At 75.7% G+C, this 18813-nt stretch carries 14 protein-coding genes, 3 pseudogenes and 1 riboswitch; of the genes and pseudogenes, 7 read left to right on the top strand and 10 right to left on the bottom strand.

Annotated elements, in window-relative coordinates; all coding sequences use genetic code 11:
• Nucleotides 1-15: 15 nt before the first annotated feature.
• Together ABEB13_RS31880 and ABEB13_RS31885 are read right to left on the bottom strand one after the other, a co-directional pair.
• Entirely contained in the window at nucleotides 16-1131 is a 1116-nt protein-coding gene (locus ABEB13_RS31880; RefSeq protein ID WP_345708249.1) for a baeRF3 domain-containing protein, read from the bottom strand.
• A gap of 146 nt (nucleotides 1132-1277) precedes the next feature.
• A complete protein-coding gene (locus ABEB13_RS31885) occupies nucleotides 1278-1937 on the bottom strand; it encodes a GTP cyclohydrolase II (protein ID WP_345708250.1) in 660 nt (219 codons plus the stop codon).
• A 202-nt stretch (nucleotides 1938-2139) separates the two neighbouring features.
• On the opposite strand from ABEB13_RS31885, the gene ABEB13_RS31890 reads away from it, so the two are divergent.
• Genes ABEB13_RS31890 through ABEB13_RS31900 form a run of 3 tightly spaced genes read left to right on the top strand, consistent with a single transcriptional unit; the run spans nucleotide 2140 to nucleotide 3816 of the window.
• On the top strand, nucleotides 2140-2772 hold the full coding sequence (locus ABEB13_RS31890) for an alcohol dehydrogenase catalytic domain-containing protein (protein WP_345708251.1): 633 nt from the start codon (nucleotides 2140-2142) through the stop codon (nucleotides 2770-2772).
• Nucleotides 2751-3047, top strand: coding sequence for a zinc-binding dehydrogenase (locus ABEB13_RS31895; protein ID WP_345708252.1), 297 nt, complete (start codon nucleotides 2751-2753; stop codon nucleotides 3045-3047). The genes ABEB13_RS31890 and ABEB13_RS31895 overlap by 22 nt, the downstream gene beginning before the upstream one ends.
• 1 nt (nucleotide 3048) lies before the next feature.
• Nucleotides 3049-3816 (top strand): VOC family protein, encoded by a 768-nt coding sequence (locus ABEB13_RS31900; RefSeq protein WP_345708253.1) that lies wholly within the window; start codon nucleotides 3049-3051, stop codon nucleotides 3814-3816.
• 36 nt (nucleotides 3817-3852) lie between these two features.
• Here the strand turns inward: ABEB13_RS31900 and ABEB13_RS31905 are convergent, their stop codons facing one another.
• From ABEB13_RS31905 to cobN, 3 genes are all read right to left on the bottom strand, one after another.
• On the bottom strand, nucleotides 3853-3987 hold the full coding sequence (locus ABEB13_RS31905; protein WP_345708254.1) for a hypothetical protein: 135 nt from the start codon (nucleotides 3985-3987) through the stop codon (nucleotides 3853-3855).
• Nucleotides 3984-5528, bottom strand: a complete 1545-nt coding sequence (gene lnt / locus ABEB13_RS31910; protein ID WP_345708255.1) for an apolipoprotein N-acyltransferase — start codon at nucleotides 5526-5528, stop codon at nucleotides 3984-3986. The genes ABEB13_RS31905 and lnt overlap by 4 nt, the downstream gene beginning before the upstream one ends.
• A 161-nt stretch (nucleotides 5529-5689) precedes the next feature.
• Complete coding sequence (gene cobN, locus ABEB13_RS31915; RefSeq protein WP_345708256.1) at nucleotides 5690-9436, bottom strand: cobaltochelatase subunit CobN; 3747 nt, start codon at nucleotides 9434-9436, stop codon at nucleotides 5690-5692.
• A 229-nt stretch (nucleotides 9437-9665) separates the two neighbouring features.
• Nucleotides 9666-9737: riboswitch (cobalamin riboswitch) on the bottom strand.
• A gap of 141 nt (nucleotides 9738-9878) precedes the next feature.
• On the opposite strand from cobN, the gene ABEB13_RS31920 reads away from it, so the two are divergent.
• Genes ABEB13_RS31920 through ABEB13_RS31930 form a run of 3 tightly spaced genes read left to right on the top strand, consistent with a single transcriptional unit; the run spans nucleotide 9879 to nucleotide 13239 of the window.
• Nucleotides 9879-11090 (top strand): cobalamin biosynthesis protein CobG, encoded by a 1212-nt coding sequence (locus ABEB13_RS31920; RefSeq protein WP_345708257.1) that lies wholly within the window; start codon nucleotides 9879-9881, stop codon nucleotides 11088-11090.
• Nucleotides 11087-11713: a precorrin-8X methylmutase gene (locus tag ABEB13_RS31925; RefSeq protein WP_345708258.1), complete on the top strand. Its 627-nt coding sequence runs from the start codon at nucleotides 11087-11089 to the stop codon at nucleotides 11711-11713. Before ABEB13_RS31920 ends, ABEB13_RS31925 begins: the two co-directional genes overlap by 4 nt.
• Nucleotides 11710-13239 (top strand): precorrin-2 C(20)-methyltransferase, encoded by a 1530-nt coding sequence (locus ABEB13_RS31930; RefSeq protein ID WP_345708259.1) that lies wholly within the window; start codon nucleotides 11710-11712, stop codon nucleotides 13237-13239. The genes ABEB13_RS31925 and ABEB13_RS31930 overlap by 4 nt, the downstream gene beginning before the upstream one ends.
• A 7-nt stretch (nucleotides 13240-13246) precedes the next feature.
• Here the strand turns inward: ABEB13_RS31930 and thrS are convergent.
• The 4 genes and pseudogenes from thrS to ABEB13_RS31950 all read right to left on the bottom strand — a co-directional run.
• A pseudogene (thrS, locus tag ABEB13_RS31935) lies at nucleotides 13247-14536 on the bottom strand (threonine--tRNA ligase); the annotation flags it as partial.
• Between the two features lie 128 nt (nucleotides 14537-14664).
• Complete coding sequence (locus ABEB13_RS31940) at nucleotides 14665-15186, bottom strand: SDR family NAD(P)-dependent oxidoreductase (protein ID WP_345708260.1); 522 nt, start codon at nucleotides 15184-15186, stop codon at nucleotides 14665-14667.
• 104 nt (nucleotides 15187-15290) lie between these two features.
• Nucleotides 15291-15503, bottom strand: a pseudogene (locus ABEB13_RS31945) (SDR family NAD(P)-dependent oxidoreductase); the annotation flags it as partial.
• Complete coding sequence (locus ABEB13_RS31950) at nucleotides 15500-16096, bottom strand: TetR/AcrR family transcriptional regulator (RefSeq protein WP_345708261.1); 597 nt, start codon at nucleotides 16094-16096, stop codon at nucleotides 15500-15502. The gene ABEB13_RS31950 and the pseudogene ABEB13_RS31945, both read right to left, overlap by 4 nt.
• Nucleotides 16097-16152: 56 nt before the next feature.
• Between ABEB13_RS31950 and polX the strand changes: the two genes are divergently transcribed.
• The gene (gene polX / locus ABEB13_RS31955; protein ID WP_345708262.1) at nucleotides 16153-17877 is read left to right on the top strand and encodes a DNA polymerase/3'-5' exonuclease PolX; all 1725 of its coding nucleotides are present in this window, start codon (nucleotides 16153-16155) and stop codon (nucleotides 17875-17877) included.
• A 23-nt stretch (nucleotides 17878-17900) separates the two neighbouring features.
• On the opposite strand, the pseudogene nadE reads toward polX, so the two are convergent.
• Nucleotides 17901-18728, bottom strand: a pseudogene (gene nadE, locus ABEB13_RS31960) (ammonia-dependent NAD(+) synthetase); the annotation flags it as partial.
• Nucleotides 18729-18813 lie beyond the last annotated feature (85 nt).

The raw sequence follows: 18813 nt of genomic DNA on the forward strand, positions 1-18813 counted from the left end.
GCGGCCCGGCGTCGGTCAGTACCGCAGCACCGCGACGATCCGGTCGTGCTCGGCGAGCCCGTCGTCGGGCAGGAACACCACCTCCGCGCCGTGGTCGAGCGCGGCCTCGACGAGTTCGTCGACGATGTCCTCGCGGACGCCGTCCTCCCAGCCGGCCGTCGGGTCGCCGTTGAGCGGCGCCAGGTGGCCGTCGGTCAGCCGGACCGTCCGCTGGAAGTGCTCCTCGACGGCGACCATCTCGGCCCGGCCGCCGCGGACGGCCTCCCAGACCTCGTCCAGGCCGGCCGCGAAGGTGCGCCTGCTGCGGGCGGTGTCCAGGGCCGACCCGACCCGGTCGGCCTCGCCGGCGGTGAAGGCGGCGCGGGCCGGGGCGATCTCCTGCAGCAGGACGCGCTCCGGGCCGTCGGCCAGGCCGCCCTTGAGGACGGTGCCGGCGGGCGCCTTGGCAGCCCCGCCGACCTCCTGGAGCAGGGCGACGGCCTGGGCGAGACCGACCAGGAAGAGCGGGCGCCGGTCCGTGGCCAGCAGGGCGGCGAGCGCGCCGTCGACCGTCCGCAGGAAGCGCCGGGTCTCCTCGTCGCTGAAGGTGCTCGGCTGGTCGCCGACCCGCTCCTCGCGCTGGACGTCCCACTGGAGTTCCTCCGGCGCGGCGGGGAAGCCGTTCCCCTCGTGCCGGTTCAGGCTGTCACCGGCGCCGCTCCACAGGGTCGCCCGGTCCGCCGCCACCGCCAGCACCCAGTACGGGCGGGCCTGGGCCTTCGCGGCCACCAGGTTGCTGGTCAGGAAGGTGTCGCTGAGCACGACCCGCTCCGGTACCTCCCGGGGCAGGGTCCACACCTGGTGCTCGCCGGTGGTGGCGTACAGCACCAGGCCGTCCAGCGAGTGCCGCAGGTCGACCGCGGCGACGGCGCGCTCCAGCTGCCGGTGCAGGTCGATCCGGTCCTGCCGGGAGGCCTCCGGGTCGGCGTCGATGCGCCGCTCGGCCTCCGACAGCAGGTTCCGCAACCGGACGGCGTCCTGGGCGTTGTCCGGTTCGCGCCGGTGCGTGGGCATCGTCAGGGAGACCGCGGGGTACGGCCTGGCGGTGCGCAGTTCCCGCAGGGTGTCGGCGGTCAGGTCGTCGGTTTCCATAGGGGCCTTCCTGGTCGGTCCGCGCCGGCCGGTGGCCGGCGGGGCCGCGGCGTGGCGGTCGCGGAACGGCACGGCCCACCGCCAGCCTGGCGCGGCCCCCGGCGGCCCGCCCCCGCATCGCCGCCGACCGGGTTACCCCGCGCGGGTCAGGCGCCGACCGGGAGCAGCTCGATGCCGTGGCCGAGGGTGCGGTCCGTGCCGTCGGCCTTCGTCCGCAGGTAGCGGACGTTGCTCTCGGAGAGGTGGACGCCGGTGGCGACCCGCTCGGCGACCTCGACGCCGTGCCGGGCGAGCTGGCCCGCCTTGTCCGGGTTGTTGCTGAGCAGCCGGACGGCCGGCGCGCCGAGGGTGGTGAGCATCTGCGCGGCGGCGGTGTAGTCGCGGCCGTCCTCGGGCAGGCCGAGGGCGGTGTTGGCCTGGTAGGTGTCCAGGCCGGAGTCCTGGAGCGCGTACGCGTCGAGCTTGTTGTAGAGGCCGATGCCGCGGCCCTCCTGGCGCAGGTACAGCAGGTAGCCGCCGGCCTCGGCGATCCGCTCGACGGACTCGCGCAGCTGCGGGCCGCAGTCGCAGCGCGCGGAGCCGAACACGTCGCCGGTCAGGCACTCCGAGTGCAGCCGCACCAGCGGGGTGCCGCGGACCTCGCCGAGGGCGAGCGCGAGGTGCTCGGCGCCGTCGGTCAGCCCGTGGAAGGTGAACACCTCGGCCTCGACCCGGTAGCCGTCGGGGAAGGCGAGCGGGATGCGGACCCGCGAGCGCACCGTGGCGGGCGCGGGGAGCTTGGCCCGGGCGGTGTCGGTGTGCGGCATGGCCGGCCTCCGTGGTCGATGGTGGTTCACATTCGAACATCGTGCGCGGGTCCGACCGTACCTCGATGTTCCAATTTGAACAACACGGTTCCCGACAGCCGTGTTCCGCCCGGTACGTCCCGTTCGGCCCACCACGCCCGGCCGTCGGACCGTTCGGCCCCGCAAGCTGGGCGTGGGACGTCACCGACCACGAGGGAGCACCATGTCCAAGGCGTTCGGCTATCGGGCGTACGGCGGGCCGGAGAACCAGGAGTTCTTCGACCGCCCGGTACCCGACCCGCGCCCGGGCCGGCTGCTGATCGCCGTCCGTGCCGCCGGGGTGAACCCGGTCGACTGGAAGATCCGCAACGGCTGGCTGGGCACCGATGCCCCGCTGCCGCGCGCCCTCGGGGTCGAGGCCGCGGGCGTCGTCGAGCGGGTCGGCGCGGGGGTCGAGGGCTTCGCGGTCGGCGACGAGGTCTTCGGCGTCACCCTGGACGGCGGCTACGCCCGGCACGCCCAGCTCGACGCCGCCGAGGCCGCGCACAAGCCGCCCGGGGTCTCCTTCGCCGCGGCCGCCGCGCTCCCGGTGGCCGCGGCCACCGCATACGACGCCGTCGAGCAGATCGCCCTGGAGCCCGGCCGCACCCTGCTGGTGCTGGGCGTGGGCGGCGGGGTCGGCAGTGCGGCGGCCCAGATCGCCCGGGCCCGCGGCGTGCACGTGGTCGGCACGGCGGCCGACCGCAACCGCGGGTACGTCGAGGAGCTGGGCGCCACCCAGGTCCGGTACGGCGAGGGCGTCGCCGACCGGATCCGCGCGGCGGCGCCGGAGGGGTGGACGGCCTGCTCGACCTGATCGGCGGCGCGGACCTCCGGGAGGCGGCCGCGGTGCTGGCCGACCGCACCCGGCTGGTGTCCACCGCCGACCCGGACACCGCAGCGGCCCTCGGCGGATCCGCGGTGCGCCGCACCCACGGCGGCGCGACCCTCGGCGAGCTCGCGCGCCTCGTCGCCTCCGGCGACCTCGACCCGAGGATCACGGCGACCTACCCGCTGGACCGGGCCGCCGAGGCGCTGGCCGAGGTGGAGTCCGGACACGCCCGCGGCAAACTCGTTCTGGTGATGGAGTGACATGAAGATCGACAAGTCCGCCGTCGGCGCGCCCTGCTGGGTCGAGCTCACCAGCGCCGACCCGTCCGCGTCCAAGGCCTTCTACACCGAGCTGTTCGGCTGGCGGGCCGAGGTGGACCCCCGGCCGGAGGCCGGCGGCTACACCGCGCTGCTGCTCGGCGAGTCCGCCGTCGCGGGCCTCGCCCCGCAGGGCCGGGAGGGCGGGCCGACCGCCTGGTCGGTCTCCTTCGCCAGCGCGGACGCCGACGCCACGGCCGCCAGCGTCCGGGCGGCCGGCGGCCGGCTCCTGATGGAGCCCTCGGAGGTGCTCGACCTCGGCCGCTTCGCGGTGGCCGCGGACCCGGCCGGCGCCGCGTTCTCGATCTGGCAGGCCAGGCTCTTCCAGGGCGTCGGCCTGCTGAACGAGCCCGGCTCGCTCGGCTGGGTGGAGCTCGCCACCCGGGACACCCACGGCGCCAAGGAGTTCTACGCCCGGGTCTTCGGGTGGAGCGTCACCGTCGGCGAGATGTACACCCAGTGGGGCCTGGCCGGCCACGACTTCGGCGGCATGATGGACATGGCCGACCAGTTCCCGGCCGACACCCCGCCGTACTGGATGCCGTACTTCGCGGTCGCCGACGTGGACACCACCGCCGAGCGGGCGGTCGGGCTCGGTGCCACCGTGACCCTGCCGCCCACCGACGTCCCGGACGGCCCCCGGCTCGCGGTGCTGCACGACCCCCAGGGCGCGGTCTTCGGCATCCACGTCGCCGACCCCGCGGCCGGATAGCCGGCGGGCGCCGCCCCGGGCGCGCACCCCGGCCGGTCAGCCCGCCAGGGTGCGCTCCAGCCGTCGCAGGGCCACCGCCATCGCGGCCGGGCCCAGCACAGCCGGGTGGACGGCCGCGACCGCCACCCGGGCGTCGACCACCCCGAGCGCCGGCTCCCGTAGGGAGTTCACACCCCCACGTTGGACCTCTCCTCGGACTCGGCCGCGGCCCTGGCCCGGCCTGCGGACCCCCGCCCGGTGCGCACCGCCCAGCCGGCCGCGAACGCCGTCACCGCCAGCGAACCCACCGGCACCCAGTCGCCGAGCCGGTCGTACCAGGTCAGCGCCGACGACCCGGCCAGCGGCACCGCGACGGTCAGCGCGCCCGAACCGGAGGTGTCCAGGCGGGCGAGGCGCCGTCCCTGCCGGTCGTACGCCACGGAGTCTCCGGTGAGCGCCGCCTGCACGACCGGCCGCCCGCTCTCGGCCGCCCGGATCGCCCCCAGCGAGGCGTGCTGCGCCGGCGCCCAGGTGGCTTGGAAGGTCGAGGTCGACGACTGGTACACGATCAGCGGCGCGCCGTCCCGGGCGGCGGCCCGCGACATGTCGGGGAAGGCCGACTCGAAGCAGATCAGCGCGCCGACCGGCAGCGGCCGGCCGGCCCGGTCGGTGGCGGGCAGCAGCCGGAACGCGCTGCCGGGCGCGCGGTTCTCCGCCGCGGCCTTGCTGACCCCGGCGATCCAGCCGAACAGCGGCCGCAGCGGGATGTACTCCCCGAACGGCACCAGCCGGATCTTGCGGTAGCGGGCGGCGATGCCGTCCGGCGTGACCAGGACGGCGTCCTTGGAGATCCGGCCGTCCGCCTTGCGGGCGTCCTCGCCCACCAGGACCTGCGCGCCGGTGGCGGCGGACAGCGCCCGGATCCGGCCCAGCACCGCCGTGTCGCGGTCCAGGTCCGCGGTGGTGCTGCTCTCCGCCCAGACCACCAGGTCGACCGGTCGTCCGACCAGCCCCGCGGTGATCCGCTCGCTCGCCGCGAGCCGCGAGGAGTCGTCCGGCGTCTGGCCGGGCTGGACGAGTGCCACGGTGACCGTCCGGCCCGGGGCCGGTTCCGGCAGGGCCGCGAACAGCACCGGGCCGGCGGCCAGCACGGCGGCCGCGGCCGCGACCGGCAGCGCCCGCGGCCGCCCGGTGCAGGCGATCACCACGGCCGTGTTCACCGCCGCCACTGCCGCGCTGACCAGCCACACCCCGCCGACCGAGGCCAGCGCCAGCACCGCCGGGTGCTGCCACTGGCTGGCCCCGAGCAACGCCCACGGACCGCCCAGCGCGTGCCACGACCGGGCGAACTCGCAGCTCACCCAGACCGCCGGCACCACGACCAGGGCGGCCAGGGCCCGTCGCGTCGTCACCCGCCCGTGCAGCAGTCGCCAGACCGTGTACCCGAGGGCGGCCTGCAGGGCGCCGAACAGCACGGCCAGGGCCGGCAGCCCCGGGCCGATCGACGGCACCAGCCAGTACATCGCGACCAGGATGAAGCCCGCCCCGAACCACCAGCCCCGCACCGCCGCCTCCCGGCCGCTCCCGGCGGCCCGCATCAGCAGCATGCCGGGCACCAGGGCGACCCAGGCCAGCCAGTCCCAGCCCGCTCCGGGGAACGCCAGCACCGGCAGCCCGCCGGCGGCGAGCGAGGCGTAACGGGCGGGCCTGGTGAGGGCGGTGCGCAGCGTCATGCCGAGATTGTCCCCCGCGAACGCGTCCGCAGACGTGCCGTGCGCGCAGCGGGCCCGACGGACGGAGGGGGCGCGCGGAACTGCGCGAGGCGGTGGCGCGGCGCCGCACCGCTCCGCCCGCGCGGATCCCCGCGCCCCCGGCCGTCACCCGAACGGGTCGGTTACTCCTCGCCCTCCAGGTCGCCCTCGGTCTCCAGGAAGGCCTGGCGGAGCGCGTCGATCAGCGCCGCGTCCGGCTCGGCCCACAGCCCCCGGTCGGCGGCCTCCAGCAGGCGCTCGCTGATGCCGTGCAGCGCCCACGGGTTGGCCTCGCTGAGGAACTCCCGGTTGACCGGGTCGAGCACGTACTCCTCGGTGAGCTTCTCGTACATCCAGTCCGCGACCACGCCCGTCGTGGCGTCGTAGCCGAAGAGGTAGTCGACGGTCGCGGCCATCTCGAAGGCGCCCTTGTACCCGTGCCGGCGCATGGCCTCCATCCACCGCGGGTTCACCACCCGGGCGCGGAAGACCCGGGCCGCCTCCTCGGTGAGGGTGCGGGTGCGGACGGTCTCCGGGCGGGTGGAGTCGCCGATGTAGGCCGCCGGGTTCTTGCCGGTGAGCGCCCGGACGGTGGCCACCATGCCGCCGTGGTACTGGAAGTAGTCGTCCGAGTCGGCGATGTCGTGCTCGCGGGTGTCGGTGTTCTTGGCGGCCACCGTGATCCGCTTGTAGGCGCTCTCCATCTCCTCGCGGGCCGGCCGCCCGTCGAGACCCCGGCCGTACGCGTAGCCGCCCCAGACGGTGTACACCTCGGCGAGGTCGGCGTCGGTGCGCCAGTCCCGGCTGTCGATCAGCTGGAGCAGGCCGGCGCCGTAGGTACCGGGGCGGGAGCCGAAGACCCGGACGGTCGCCCGCCGCTCGTCGCCGTGCTCGGCGAGGTCGGCCTGGACGTGCGCCCGGACGAAGTTGTCCGCCGGGTCCTCCTCCTGGCGGGCCGCGAGCCGCACCGCGTCGTCCAGCAGGGCGACCACGTGCGGGAAGGCGTCCCGGAAGAAGCCCGAGATGCGCAGCGTGACGTCGATCCGGGGGCGGCAGAGCTCCGCCAGGGGGATCGCCTCCAGGCCGGTGACCCGGCGCGAGGCGTCGTCCCAGACCGGGCGTACCCCGAGCAGCGCGAACGCCTCGGCGATGTCGTCGCCGGCCGTGCGCATCGCGCTGGTGCCCCACAGCGAGAGGCCGACCGACGGCGGGCAGGCGCCGTCGTTGTCGGCGCGGTAGCGCTCCACCAGCGAGGCGGCGAGCGCCTGCCCGGTCTCCCAGGCGAGCCGGCTCGGCACCGCCTTGGGGTCGACGGAGTAGAAGTTGCGGCCGGTCGGCAGCACGTTCACCAGTCCGCGCAGCGGCGAGCCGGACGGGCCCGCCGGGACGAATCCGCCGTTCAGCGCGTGCAGCACCGCGTCCAGCTCGTCGGTGGTCGCCGACAGCCGCGGCACCACCTGGCGGGCCGCGAAGTCCAGCACCTCGCGGACGGGCCCGGGGTGCCCGGCGGCGACCTTCTCCACCGCCTCCGGCGACCAGTCCTCGGCCTCCATCGCCTCGACCAGGGCGCGGGCCTGCGCCTCGGCCGCGTCGGTGGCGCCGAGGGTGAGCGCCGCCTCGTCCAGGCCGAGCGCCTCGCGCAGGCCGGGCAGTGCGCTGACGCCGCCCCAGATCTGCCGGGCACGCAGGATGGCGAGCACGATGTTGACCCGGTCGGTGCCGGCCGGGGCCTGGCCCAGCACGTGCAGGCCGTCGCGGATCTGGGCGTCCTTCACCTCGCACAGCCAGCCGTCGACGTGCAGCAGGAAGTCGTCGAAGCCGTCGTCCTCGGGCCGCTCGTCCAGGCCCAGGTCGTGGTCGAGCCGGGCGGCCTGGATGAGCGTCCAGATCTGCGCCCGGATGGCCGGCAGCTTCGCCGGGTCCATCGCGGCGATCGAGGAGTACTCGTCGAGCAGCTGCTCCAGCCGGGCGATGTCGCCGTAGCTGTCGGCGCGGGCCATCGGCGGCACGAGGTGGTCGACCAGGGTGGCGTGCGCCCGGCGCTTGGCCTGGGTGCCCTCGCCCGGGTCGTTGACCAGGAACGGGTAGATCAGCGGCAGGTCGCCGAGGACGGCGTCCGGGCCGCAGGACGCCGACAGCGCGGCGGTCTTGCCCGGCAGCCACTCCAGGTTGCCGTGCTTGCCGAGGTGGATGACGGCGTGCGCGCCGAACCCGCCGTCCTCCTGCGCGGCCTGGATCCAGCGGTAGGCGGCCAGGTAGTGGTGGCTCGGCGGGAGGTCGGGGTCGTGGTAGATCGCGACCGGGTTCTCGCCGAAGCCGCGCGGCGGCTGGATCAGCACGAGGAGGTTGCCGGAGCGGATCGCGGCGAGCACGATGTCGCCGTCCGGGTTCTGCGAGCGGTCGACGTACAGCTCGCCGGGCGGCGGCCCCCAGTGCTCCTCGACGTCGGCGCGCAGCTGCTCGGGCAGCCCGGCGTACCAGCGCCGGTAGTCGGCGGCCGGGATCCGGACGGGGTTGCGGGCGAGCTGCTCCTCCGTCAGCCAGTCCTGGTCGTACCCGCCGGCCGCGATCAGCGCGTGGATGAGCGCGTCGCCCTCGTGCTGTGTTGCTCGCCCGCTCGCCTCCGGGCCCTCCTGGCCCGGCGCCGACGGTCGTTGCTCCGTCGCTCCTGCGTCGCTCCCTCGCGCCTCCCTTTCGGCACCGGCGGGCCCTTCGGCTCGGGGCGGTACGGCCCGCCCGTTCGCCTCCGGGCCGTCCAACCCCGGCAGGTCGGTGCCCAGGTCCATGCCCTCCGCGCGCAGCCGGTGCAGCAGCCGCATCGCGCTGGCCGGGGTGTCCAGGCCCACCGCGTTGCCGACCCGGGCGTGCTTGGTCGGGTAGGCGGAGAGGACCAGCGCGAGCCGGCGCTCGGCGGCGGGCGTGTACCGCAGCCGGGCGTGCCGCACCGCGATGCCAGCCACCCGGGCGGCCCGCTCGGGGTCGGCGCGGTAGACGGTGAGGCCGTCCTCGTCGAGCTCCTTGAAGGAGAACGGCACGGTGATCAGCCGGCCGTCGAACTCCGGCACGGCGATCTGGGTGGCGGTGTCGAGCGGGGACAGCCCGTCGTCGCTGGCCTCCCACTGGGCGCGCGAGGAGGTCAGGCAGAGCGCCTGCAGGATCGGGCGGTCGAGGGCGGCGAGCGCACCGGCGTCCCAGGCCTCCTCGTCGCCGCCGGCCTGGGCGTCGGCCGGGCGGGTGCCGCCGGCGGCGAGCACGGTGGTGACGATCGCATCGGCCTGCGCCAGCTCGGCCAGCAGCTCCGGCTCGGCGCCGCGCAGCGAGGAGCAGTACAGCGGCAGGGCCCGCGCGCCGTGCGCCTCGACGGCCCGGCAGAGCGTCTCGACGAAGGCGGTGTTGCCGCTCATGTGGTGGGCGCGGTAGTACAGCACCGCGATCAGCGGGCCGTCCGTCGGTGCGGCGGAGCGCTCCAGGCGGCCCCAGGCGGGCGCGGAGGCGGGCGGCGCGAAGCCGTGGCCGGTGAGCAGCACGGTGTCGGAGAGGAACGCGCCGAGTTCGGCCAGGTTGGCCGGGCCGCCGTGCGCGAGGTAGGCGTGCGCCTCGGCGGCGATGCCGGCCGGGACGGTGGAGAGCTCCATCAGCTGGGCATCCGGGGCCTGCTCGCCCGTCAGCACGATCACCGGGCGGGGCCCGGCCAGCAGGGCGTCCAGGCCGTCCTCCCAGGCGCGGCGCCCGCCGAGGAGGCGGACGATCACCAGGTCGGTGCCCTCGACCAGGGCGGGCAGGTCCTCGGCGGCGAGCCGGGCCGGGTTGCCCAGCCGGAAGGGCACCGGGCCCTGCGCGGCGCGGGCGCTGAGCAGGTCGGTGTCGGAGGTCGACAGCAGCAGGATCATGCGGAGGGCCTCCCGGCCGGGTCGGTGTTCCGTGGCGTACGGGCTGCGAGGAGGGTCGTGCGGCGGGGGGCCGTCGGCAGCGTCGCGGGGACGGCGGGCGCGGGCTCGGCGCGTCCGGTTCGGACGGCGGAGCCGGGCATGCGGCAGCGCACAGGTCTGGCCTTCCTCGGGGTCCGCGCCCCGTGGCGGTCGTCCCCCGGCGGTGGCCGGGGAGGGCGGGCGTCGGCGGGAGTTCCTGGCTCCACGGCGCTGAGCCGTGGTTACAGTGGCGGGACCGCACCGGATTTGCACCGGTTTCCTCCGCTTGCCGTCGCTGGCGTCGGGCGGCCCGCACGGACCGCCCGGGCAGCATCGTACGGGGTGCCGTCGGGCGGCGGGGCGGCCTGCGGACTGTGATCTACGAGACGGGGCGGGCGGTCGGACAATCTGTATGCTCGCCGCCATGCCCTCGACACCCGACGCCGCCGCGCCGGGCTCCGCCGGGCCCGACCGGGGCCGTGCGGACGCCTGCCCAGGGGCCCTTCGTCTGCATCCGGCCGACGACGGCGCCCTGGCCCGCATCCGGCTGCCCGGCGGTCTGCTGACGAGCCGTCAGGTAACGGCGCTGGCCGACGCGGCCGAGCTGCTCGGCGACGGCGCGCCGGAGATCACCTCGCGGGGCAACGTCCAGCTGCGGGGCCTTCGTTCCGACTGCGGCGCCGAGCTCGCCGAGCGCCTGCGGTCGGTCGCCCTGCTGCCCTCGGAGACCCACGAGCGGGTCCGCAACATCGTCGCCTCGCCGCTCGCCGGCCTCGACGGCGCCGGGTACGCCGACGTCCAGGCCTGGGTGCGCGAGCTCGACGCACGGCTGTGCCGCGCCGACTGGGCGCCTGGCCTGTCCGGCAAGTTCCTGTTCGCGCTCGACGACGGCCGCGGCGACGTCGCCGCCCTCGACGCCGATGTGACATTGATCGCAAGGCCCGGCGGCACCGCCCTGCTGCGGCTCGGCCGGTCCGCCACCGCCCGGGCCGTCCCCGCCGGGCAGGCCGTGACCGCGGCCCTCGACGCCGCCCGCCACTTCCTGGCCGCCCTGCGCGAGCGCGGCCTCGCCGCCTGGCACCTGCGCGAGGTGCCCGACCTGCTGCCGCCCGGCGGCGAGGAACTGCCCGACCTGCCGGGCACCCACCCCGCGCCCGGCGTCCTGCCGGGCGGACTCTCCGTCGGCCTGCGCTTCGGCCGCGCGGACGCCGACCGGTGGCGGACGCTGGCCGCCGCCGCACCCGACGGCGTACGGCTGACCCCGTGGCGCGGCGCCGTGCTGCCCGGTGCGGCCCCCGGACTGCTGCCGGAGCTCGCCCGCGCCGGGTTCCTCACCCGGCCCGGCACCGCCTGGGACCGGGCCACCGCCTGCACCGGGCTGCCCGGCTGCGCCCGGTCGCTCGCCGACGTGCGCACGGACGCCGTGCTCGCGCTGGGACGTGCGGAGGATGCCGGACTGCCGGTGCACTGGTCGGGCTGCGAGCGGCGCTGCGGTCACCCCGCCGGCCGGTGGGTGGATGTGCTGGCAACCGGGCAGGGCTATCGGGTGACGCCGGTCGGGACACCGGCGCCCCCTGTGGAAGTGACGACGGACGAGATGGCCGAGGCGGTCGCCGAGGCCCGGAGGACCACGTGATCGAGTACGAGAAGGACGGCGCGGCCATCTACCGCCAGTCCTTTGCCACCATCCGGGCCGAGGCCGACCTGGCCGACCTGCCGGCCGACGTCTCGCAGGTCGCGGTGCGGATGATCCACGCCTGCGGGATGACCGATCTGGTCGCGGACCTGCTGTACTCGCCCGGCGTGGTGGCCGCGGCGCGCGCCGCCCTGCACGCCGGGGCGCCGATCCTCTGCGACGTCAACATGGTGGCCAGCGGGGTGACCCGCAAGCGGCTGCCCGCCGACAACGAGGTGCTCTGCACCCTCACCGACCCGGCGGTCCCCGGGCTGGCGAAGGAGCTGGGCACCACCCGCTCGGCCGCTGCCATGGAGCTGTGGCTGCCCCGCCTGGAGGGCGCGGTGGTCGCCGTCGGCAACGCGCCGACCTCGCTGTTCCGACTGCTGGAGATGGTCGAGGCCGGCGCGCCCCGGCCGGCCGCGGTGATCGGCGTCCCGGTCGGGTTCATCGGCGCCGCCGAGTCCAAGCAGGCGCTGGCCGAGCACCCGGCGGCCCTGGAGCACCTGGTCGTCCGCGGCCGCCGGGGCGGCAGCGCCATCGCCGCCGCAGCCATCAACGCGATTGCGAGTGAAGAAGAGTGACGGAACGTCAGACCGGCCGACTGTACGGTGTCGGGCTCGGCCCCGGCGACCCGTCGCTGCTCACCGTGCGGGCCGCCGAACTCATCGGCAAGGCCGACGTGGTGGCCTACCACAGCGCCCGGCACGGCCGGTCCATCGCCCGCTCCATCGCCGACCGCTACCTGACGGGTGGTCAGATCGAGGAGAAGCTGGTCTACCCGATCACCGTGGAGCCCACCGACCACCCCGGCGGCTACCGCGGCGCGCTCGACGACTTCTACGAGGAGGCGTCCGCCCGGCTCGCCGCCCACCTGGACGCCGGCCGCGACGTCGTCGTGCTCGCCGAGGGCGACCCGCTGTTCTACGGGTCGTACCAGCACATGCACAAGCGGCTCGCGCACCGCTACCCGACCGAGGTGGTGCCCGGGGTGACCTCGGTCAGCGCCGCCGCGGCCCGGCTCGGCAGCGCGCTGGTGGAGGCCGAGGAGACGCTGACGATCATCCCCGGCACCCTGCCGGAGGAGGAGCTGACGGCCCGCCTCGCCGCCGCCGACTCCGCCGTGATCATGAAGCTCGGCCGGACCTTCCCCGCGGTGCGCCGCGCCCTGGAGCGGGCCGGGCGCCTCGCCGACGCCCAGTACGTCGAGCGGGCCTTCATGGACGGCGAGCGCACCCTGCCGCTCGCCGAGGTCGACGCCGACTCGGTGCCGTACTTCTCGGTGGCCGTGCTGCCCAGCAAGGTCGCGCCGCTGCAGGCCGCCGAGCCCGTTGAGCCCGCCGGGTCCGCCGCGGCCGGCCGGGGCGAGGTCGTCGTCGTCGGCACCGGCCCCGCCGGGCCGCTCTGGCTCACCCCGGAGGCGCGAGGCGCCCTCGCCGCTGCCACTGACCTGGTCGGATACACCACCTACCTGGACCGGGTGCCCGTCCGCCCCGGCCAGATCCGGCACGGCTCGGACAACAAGGTCGAGGCGGAGCGGGCCGAGTTCGCGCTCGACCTCGCCCGGCGCGGCCGCCGGGTCGCCGTGGTCTCCTCCGGCGACCCGGGCGTCTTCGCGATGGCCACCGCCGTCCTGGAGGCGGCCGGCGCCGACCCGTACCGCTCGGTGCCGGTGCGGGTGCTGCCGGGCATGACGGCCGCGCACGCCGCGGCCTCCCGGGCCGGCGCGCCGCTCGGCCACGACTACGCGGTGGTCTCGCTCTCCGACCGGCTCAAGCCCTGGGAGGTCATCGCCCGGCGGCTGCGCGCCGCCGCCGAGGCGGACCTGGTGCTCGCCCTCTACAACCCCGGCTCCAAGTCCCGGACGACCCAGGTCGGGCTGGCCCGCGACCTGATGCTGGAGTACCGCGCCGCGGACACCCCCGTGGTGATGGCCCGCGACGTCGGCGGCCCGACGGAGCGGGTGCGCACCGTGCGGCTGGTCGACCTCGACCCGGCCGAGGTCGACATGCGCACCCTGCTGCTGATCGGCTCCTCGCAGACCCGGGTGGTCGCCCGGGACAACGGCACCGAGGTGGTCTGGACGCCGCGGCGCTACCCCGAGGACTGACGGCCGCTCACCACAGCTCGGCACTCCGGGCGGCGACCGCGGCGAGCACCCGCTCGACCGCGGCCGCCGCCGGCAGCGCGTCCGGCCGGTGACCGTCGCGCAGCCGGAGCGCCACCCGGCCGTCGGCCGCCTCGGCCGCGCCGATCACCGCCTGGTACGGCACCAGCCGGGCGGCCCGCACCCTGGCCCCCAGGGTGCCGTGCTCGGGGCCGGCCAGCTCGGCCCGCAGCCCGGCCTCGGTGCACCGCCGTACCAGCGCACGGGCCTCGGGCAGTTGGGCGTCCGAGACCGGCAGCGCGACCAGCTGGACGGGCGCCAGCCAGGCCGGGAACGCCCCGCCGTGGACCTCGATCAGGTGGGCCACGGCGCGTTCCACGCTGCCGATCACCGCCCGGTGCACCATCACCGGCCGGTGCCGGGCGCCGTCCGGCCCGGTGTACCCGAGGTCGAACCGCTCGGGCTGGTGGAAGTCCACCTGGACGGTGGACAGGGTCGCCTCGCGCCCGGCGGCGTCCGCGATCTGCACATCGATCTTCGGACCGTAGAACGCGGCCTCGCCCGAACCCTCCTCGTACGGCACCCCGGCGTCGTCGAGGACCTCGGTGAGCACGGCGTTCGCGCGCCGCCACAGGGCGGGGTCGGCGACGTACTTGCCGCCGTCGCCCGGCAGCGACAGCCGGTACCGCGACGCCTCGATGCCGAGTGCCGCGTACGCCTCGCGGATCAGCGCGAGCGCCGCCCGCACCTCGTCGGCGACCTGGTCGGGGCGGCAGAAGATGTGCGCGTCGTTCAGCTGGATCGCCCGGACCCGGGTCAGCCCGCCGAGCACCCCGGAGAGTTCGGAGCGGTACATGCCGCCGAGCTCGGCCATCCGCAGCGGAAGGTCGCGGTGACTGTGCGGCCGGGAGCGGAACACCACCGCGTGGTGCGGGCAGAGGCTGGGCCGCAGCACCAACTGCTCCCCGCCGAGGTCCATCGGCGGGAACATGTCCTCGGCGTAGTGCGCCCAGTGCCCGGAGATCTCGTACAGCTCGCGCTTGCCCAGCACCGGCGAGTACACGTGCCGGTACCCGGCGCGGCGTTCGGCCTCCCGGACGTACTCCTCCAGGGCGTGCCGCACGGCGGCGCCGTCCGGCAGCCAGTACGGCAGCCCGGCGCCGATCAGCGGATCGGTGTCGAACAGGTCCAGTTCGCGGCCCAGCCTGCGGTGGTCGTGCATCGCGGTCTCCTCGGTCTCCTGAACGGGGGAGGGACGAGTGACCGCACAGCACGAAGCCCCGGGGCACTCGCCCCGGGGCTTTCGACAGCAGGTGTCAGCGCGCCGGGACTCTCTCCGGCGTCGTCGTCGCGGCTGCGCAGACAGGCTTCATGGCGCCAGGCTAACCCGGGACGGGAGACGTCCGCATCCGGTTTGCCCGGCCGTCCTCAACCGGCCTTCGGCAGCGGGAAGTTGGCCCGCATCACCGCGTCGAAGGCGGCGTCCGGGAGGAGCCGCTTGGCGATCATCGTGCCGCGGGCCATCGCCCCGATCGCGTAGCGGGCCCGCGGCCGGCGCACCGTCGCGGCCCGGACGATCACCTTGGTGGCCGCCTCGGCCGTCACGGCGCCGCTGCGCCGGGTGAAGGCCTTGTTGGCGTACATGTCGGCGAGTGCGGTGGTGAACGAGCCGTACGGGCCGGAGCCGTCCGGCATGGTCGCGACCGCGGTGCCGCCGAAGCCGGTGATGGTGGGGCCCGGCTGCACCACCACGACCTCGACGCCGAACGGCGCGACCTCCAGGCGCAGCGAGTCGCTGATCGCCTCCACCGCGTGCTTGCTGGCGTGGTAGAAGGCGCCGCCGGGCGGGGAGAAGCGCCCGCCCATGGACGAGATGTTGACGATCCGTCCGCGGCCGGCGCGGCGCATGCCGGGCAGCACCAGCTGGGCCATCCGGACGAGCCCGAACACATTGGTGTCGAACTGGGTGCGGACCTCGGCGGGGAGGCCAGCTCCACCGGCTGGTGCAGCCCGTAGGCGGCGTTGTTGATCAGTACGTCGACCTGCCCGTGCGCCTCCTCGACGGCGGCCACCGCCGCCGCCATCGACTGCTCGTCGGTGACGTCCAGCGCCAGGGTGGCGATGCCCCGGGCGGCGAGGTCGGCGAGCGTCTCGGGGCGCCGGGCGGAGGCGTACACGCGGTGGCCCGCGGCGTGCAGCGCGAGGGCGGCCTCCCGGCCCATGCCGGAGGAGCAGCCGGTGATCAGGACGGTCCTGGGGGTGGTCATCGCGGGGCCTTTCGGTGCAGGAGATCCCAGACGGCCTCTTCCGCCTGGGCCAGGGCGTCGGGGGAGATGCCGCCGAGCCCCTCGGTGCGGTGCAGTTTGACCAGGCCGGTGAAGGCGCCGATGGCGAGGGCGACCAGCTGCTCGGCCGAGCCGTCGCGGATCGCGCCGGCCTGCTGGCCGCGCGCGATGAAGTCGGCCGCGATCCGGTCGATCTCGGCGGCGAGCGCCAGGCTCTCGGGATCGAGGAAGGTGTCGTGCTGCTGGTGCTCCAGGAAGACGAACGCGTCCGGACGGCTGCTCGCGAAGCGGGTGAAGCCGCACCAGAAGCGGCCGAACTCCTCGCGGGTGGAAGCGCCCGGGCCGCCGTCGCCGAGCGCGTCGGCGAGCTCGTCCAGCAGGCCGCGCTTGGCGTGCTGGAAGGCGGCGTTGCCGAGCGCCTCCTTGCTCGGGAAGTACCGGTAGATGCTGCCGACGCCGACCCCGGCGCGCTGGGCGACCGCGGGCATCTGGGTGCCCTCGTAGGTGCGCTCGGCGAACAGGGCGGTCGCGGCGTCCAGCAGCTGCCGGGCGAGGTCGGGCTTGCGTGGTGTCACGGAATGAATGTTCATTCCGCGCGACGCGGATGTCAAGCGACTCCTAGACTGGGGCCATGGCGCGGCTCAACGACCAGGTCGGCGCGCTGCTCCAGGAGTACGCCGACCTCCTCCTGCTGACCGGCGGCGACGCCTACCGGGCGCGGTCCTACGAGAAGGCCGCCCGCTCCGTGGCCGGCCACGCCGGGGATCTCGACGGCCTCGACGCCAAGGGCCTCCAGACCATTCCCGGGGTCGGGAAGTCCACCGCCGGCAAGATCGCCGAGTACCTCGGCACCGGCCGGATCCAGGCCCTGGAAGCGCTGCGGGCCGACATCCCGCCCGGCGTCCGCGAGATCATGGGCATCCCGACCGTCGGCCCCAAGAAGGCCGCCCTGATCCACCGCGAACTGGGCGTCTCCACCGTCGACGAACTCCTCGACGCGGCCCGCACCGGCCGCCTCGACGACCTCCCCGGTCTCGGCGCCCGCACCGCCGGGAACATCGTGCGCGGCATCCAGGTCCTCCGCAGCGGCGCCGGGCGCAGCCTGCTCGACGCGGCCCTCGCGCTCGCCGCCGAGATCGCCGCCGCCGTCCGGGCCGCCCCCGGCTGCGAGCGCTGCGCCCACGCCGGCTCGCTGCGCCGGATGCGGGAGAGCGTCGGCGACGTCGACATCCTGGCCGCCGCGCACGACTCCGCCCCGCTGATGGCCGCGCTCACCGGACTCCCGCTGACCGCCGAGGTGCTGGTCGGCGGGCCGACCAAGACCTCGGTCCGCACCACCACCGGCGTCCAGGTCGACCTGCGGGTCGTGCCGCCCGAGGACTGGGGCGCCGCCATGGTCTACTTCACCGGCTCCAAGGCCCACAACATCAAGCTGCGCGGCAGGGCGGTCAAGGCCGGCCTCAAGCTGTCCGAGTACGGGCTCTTCGACGCCGGCGACGGCCGCCGGATCGCCTCCCGGACGGAGGAGGAGGTCTACGCGGCGCTCGGCCTGCCCTGGATCCCGCCCGAACTGCGCGAGGACCGCGGCGAGATCGAGGCCGCCCTGGCCGGCGGACTCCCCGTCCTGGTCGAGGAGTCCGACCTCCGCGGCGACCTGCACACGCACACCGACCTGACCGACGGCCTGGCCCCGCTGGAGGAGATGCTGGCCGCCGCGCACGCCCGCGGCCATGCCTACTACGCGGTCACCGACCACGCGCCGGACCTCAGCATGCAGCGCATGACCGACGCCAAGATGCTCGCCCAGCGCGAGCAGCTGCGGTCACAGGCCGGCCGCCACGGGCGGATGCGACTGCTGCACGGCACCGAGCTGAACATCGGGCCGGACGGCGGCGTCGACTGGCCGGCCGCCTTCCTCGCCGGCTTCGACATCTGCGTGGCGTCGATCCACTCGCACTTCGGCCTCGACCGCGACGCCCAGACCCGCCGTCTGCTGCGGGCCTGCGAGAACCCGTACGTCCACGTCATCGGGCACCCCGCCACCCGGCTGCTCGGGCGGCGCGACGGCATCGACGCCGACTGGGAGGCGGTGTACGCGGCCTGCGCCCGTACCGGCACCGCCCTGGAGGTCAACGGCTCGCCCGAGCGCCTCGACCTGGGCGACGAACGGATCGCGGCGGCCCGCCGGCACGGGGTCCGGTTCGCGATCGACAGCGACGCGCACGCCGTCGGCCACCTCGGCAACCTGCGCTACGGCGTCGCCACCGCCAGACGCGGCGGGCTGACGGCGGACGAGGTGGTCAACACCTGGCCGCTGACCCGGCTGCGCGCCTTCCTGCGGGCGAAGGCCCGCTGACGCGCGCCGGGCGGGCGGCCGTCAGGAGCGACCGGGAGCTGCCGCTTGTGCTCGGTGACCCGGTAGCGGCGGACGATCGCCCCGAAGGCGGCCTCGCCGACCGGCCGGCCCTCCAGGAAGTCGTCGATCTCGTCGTAGCTGACGCCGAGCGCGTCCTCGTCCGGCAGGCCGGGGTTCAGCGTCTCCAGGTCCGCGGTCGGGGTCTTGTGGACCAGCTCGGCCGGCGCGCCCAGCAGCTCCGCCACCGCGCGCACCCGGCGCTTGGTGAGGCCGGTGAGCGGGACGACGTCGGCCGCGCCGTCGCCGAACTTGGTGAAGAAGCCCGACACCGCCTCGGCCGCGTGGTCGGTGCCCACGACCAGGCCGTCCTGCGCGCCGGCCACCGCGTACTGGGCGACCATGCGCTGGCGGGCCTTGATGTTGCCGTGCACGAAGTCCTGGTGGCGCGCGTCGCGGAACTCCGTGCCGCCGGCCAGCGCCGCCTCCAGCGCGGCATCGGCGGCCGGCTTCACGTCGACGGTCAGGACCCGGTCGGCCCGGATGAACTCCAGCGCGAGCTGCGCGTCCTTCTCGTCGGCCTGGACACCGTACGGCAGCCGCATGGCGAAGAAGGTCGCCTCGCCGCCCCCGGCGCGGACCCGCTCGACCGCGAGCTGGCACAGCCGGCCCGTCGTCGTGGAGTCGACGCCGCCGCTGATGCCCAGCACCAGCGAGCGCAGGCCGGTGGAGGTCAGCCGGTCGGCGAGGAAGGCCACCCGGCGCTCGATCTCCTGCCGTGCGTCGAACGACGCGCTCACCTGGAGATCGCGGGCGATCTCCTGCTGCAGGGATGTGGACGCCACGTCGGTCACGCTTGCTCCTCAGCCGGGCCCGTGGGCACAATCGGCACGCGCCGCCGGGCCGGGGCCACGGGCGCGTGCGGGGGACGGAAGCACT

Origin of the sequence: Kitasatospora paranensis, from assembly GCF_039544005.1 — a bacterium.
In the GTDB taxonomy this organism is placed as follows: Bacteria; Actinomycetota; Actinomycetes; order Streptomycetales; family Streptomycetaceae; genus Kitasatospora; species Kitasatospora paranensis.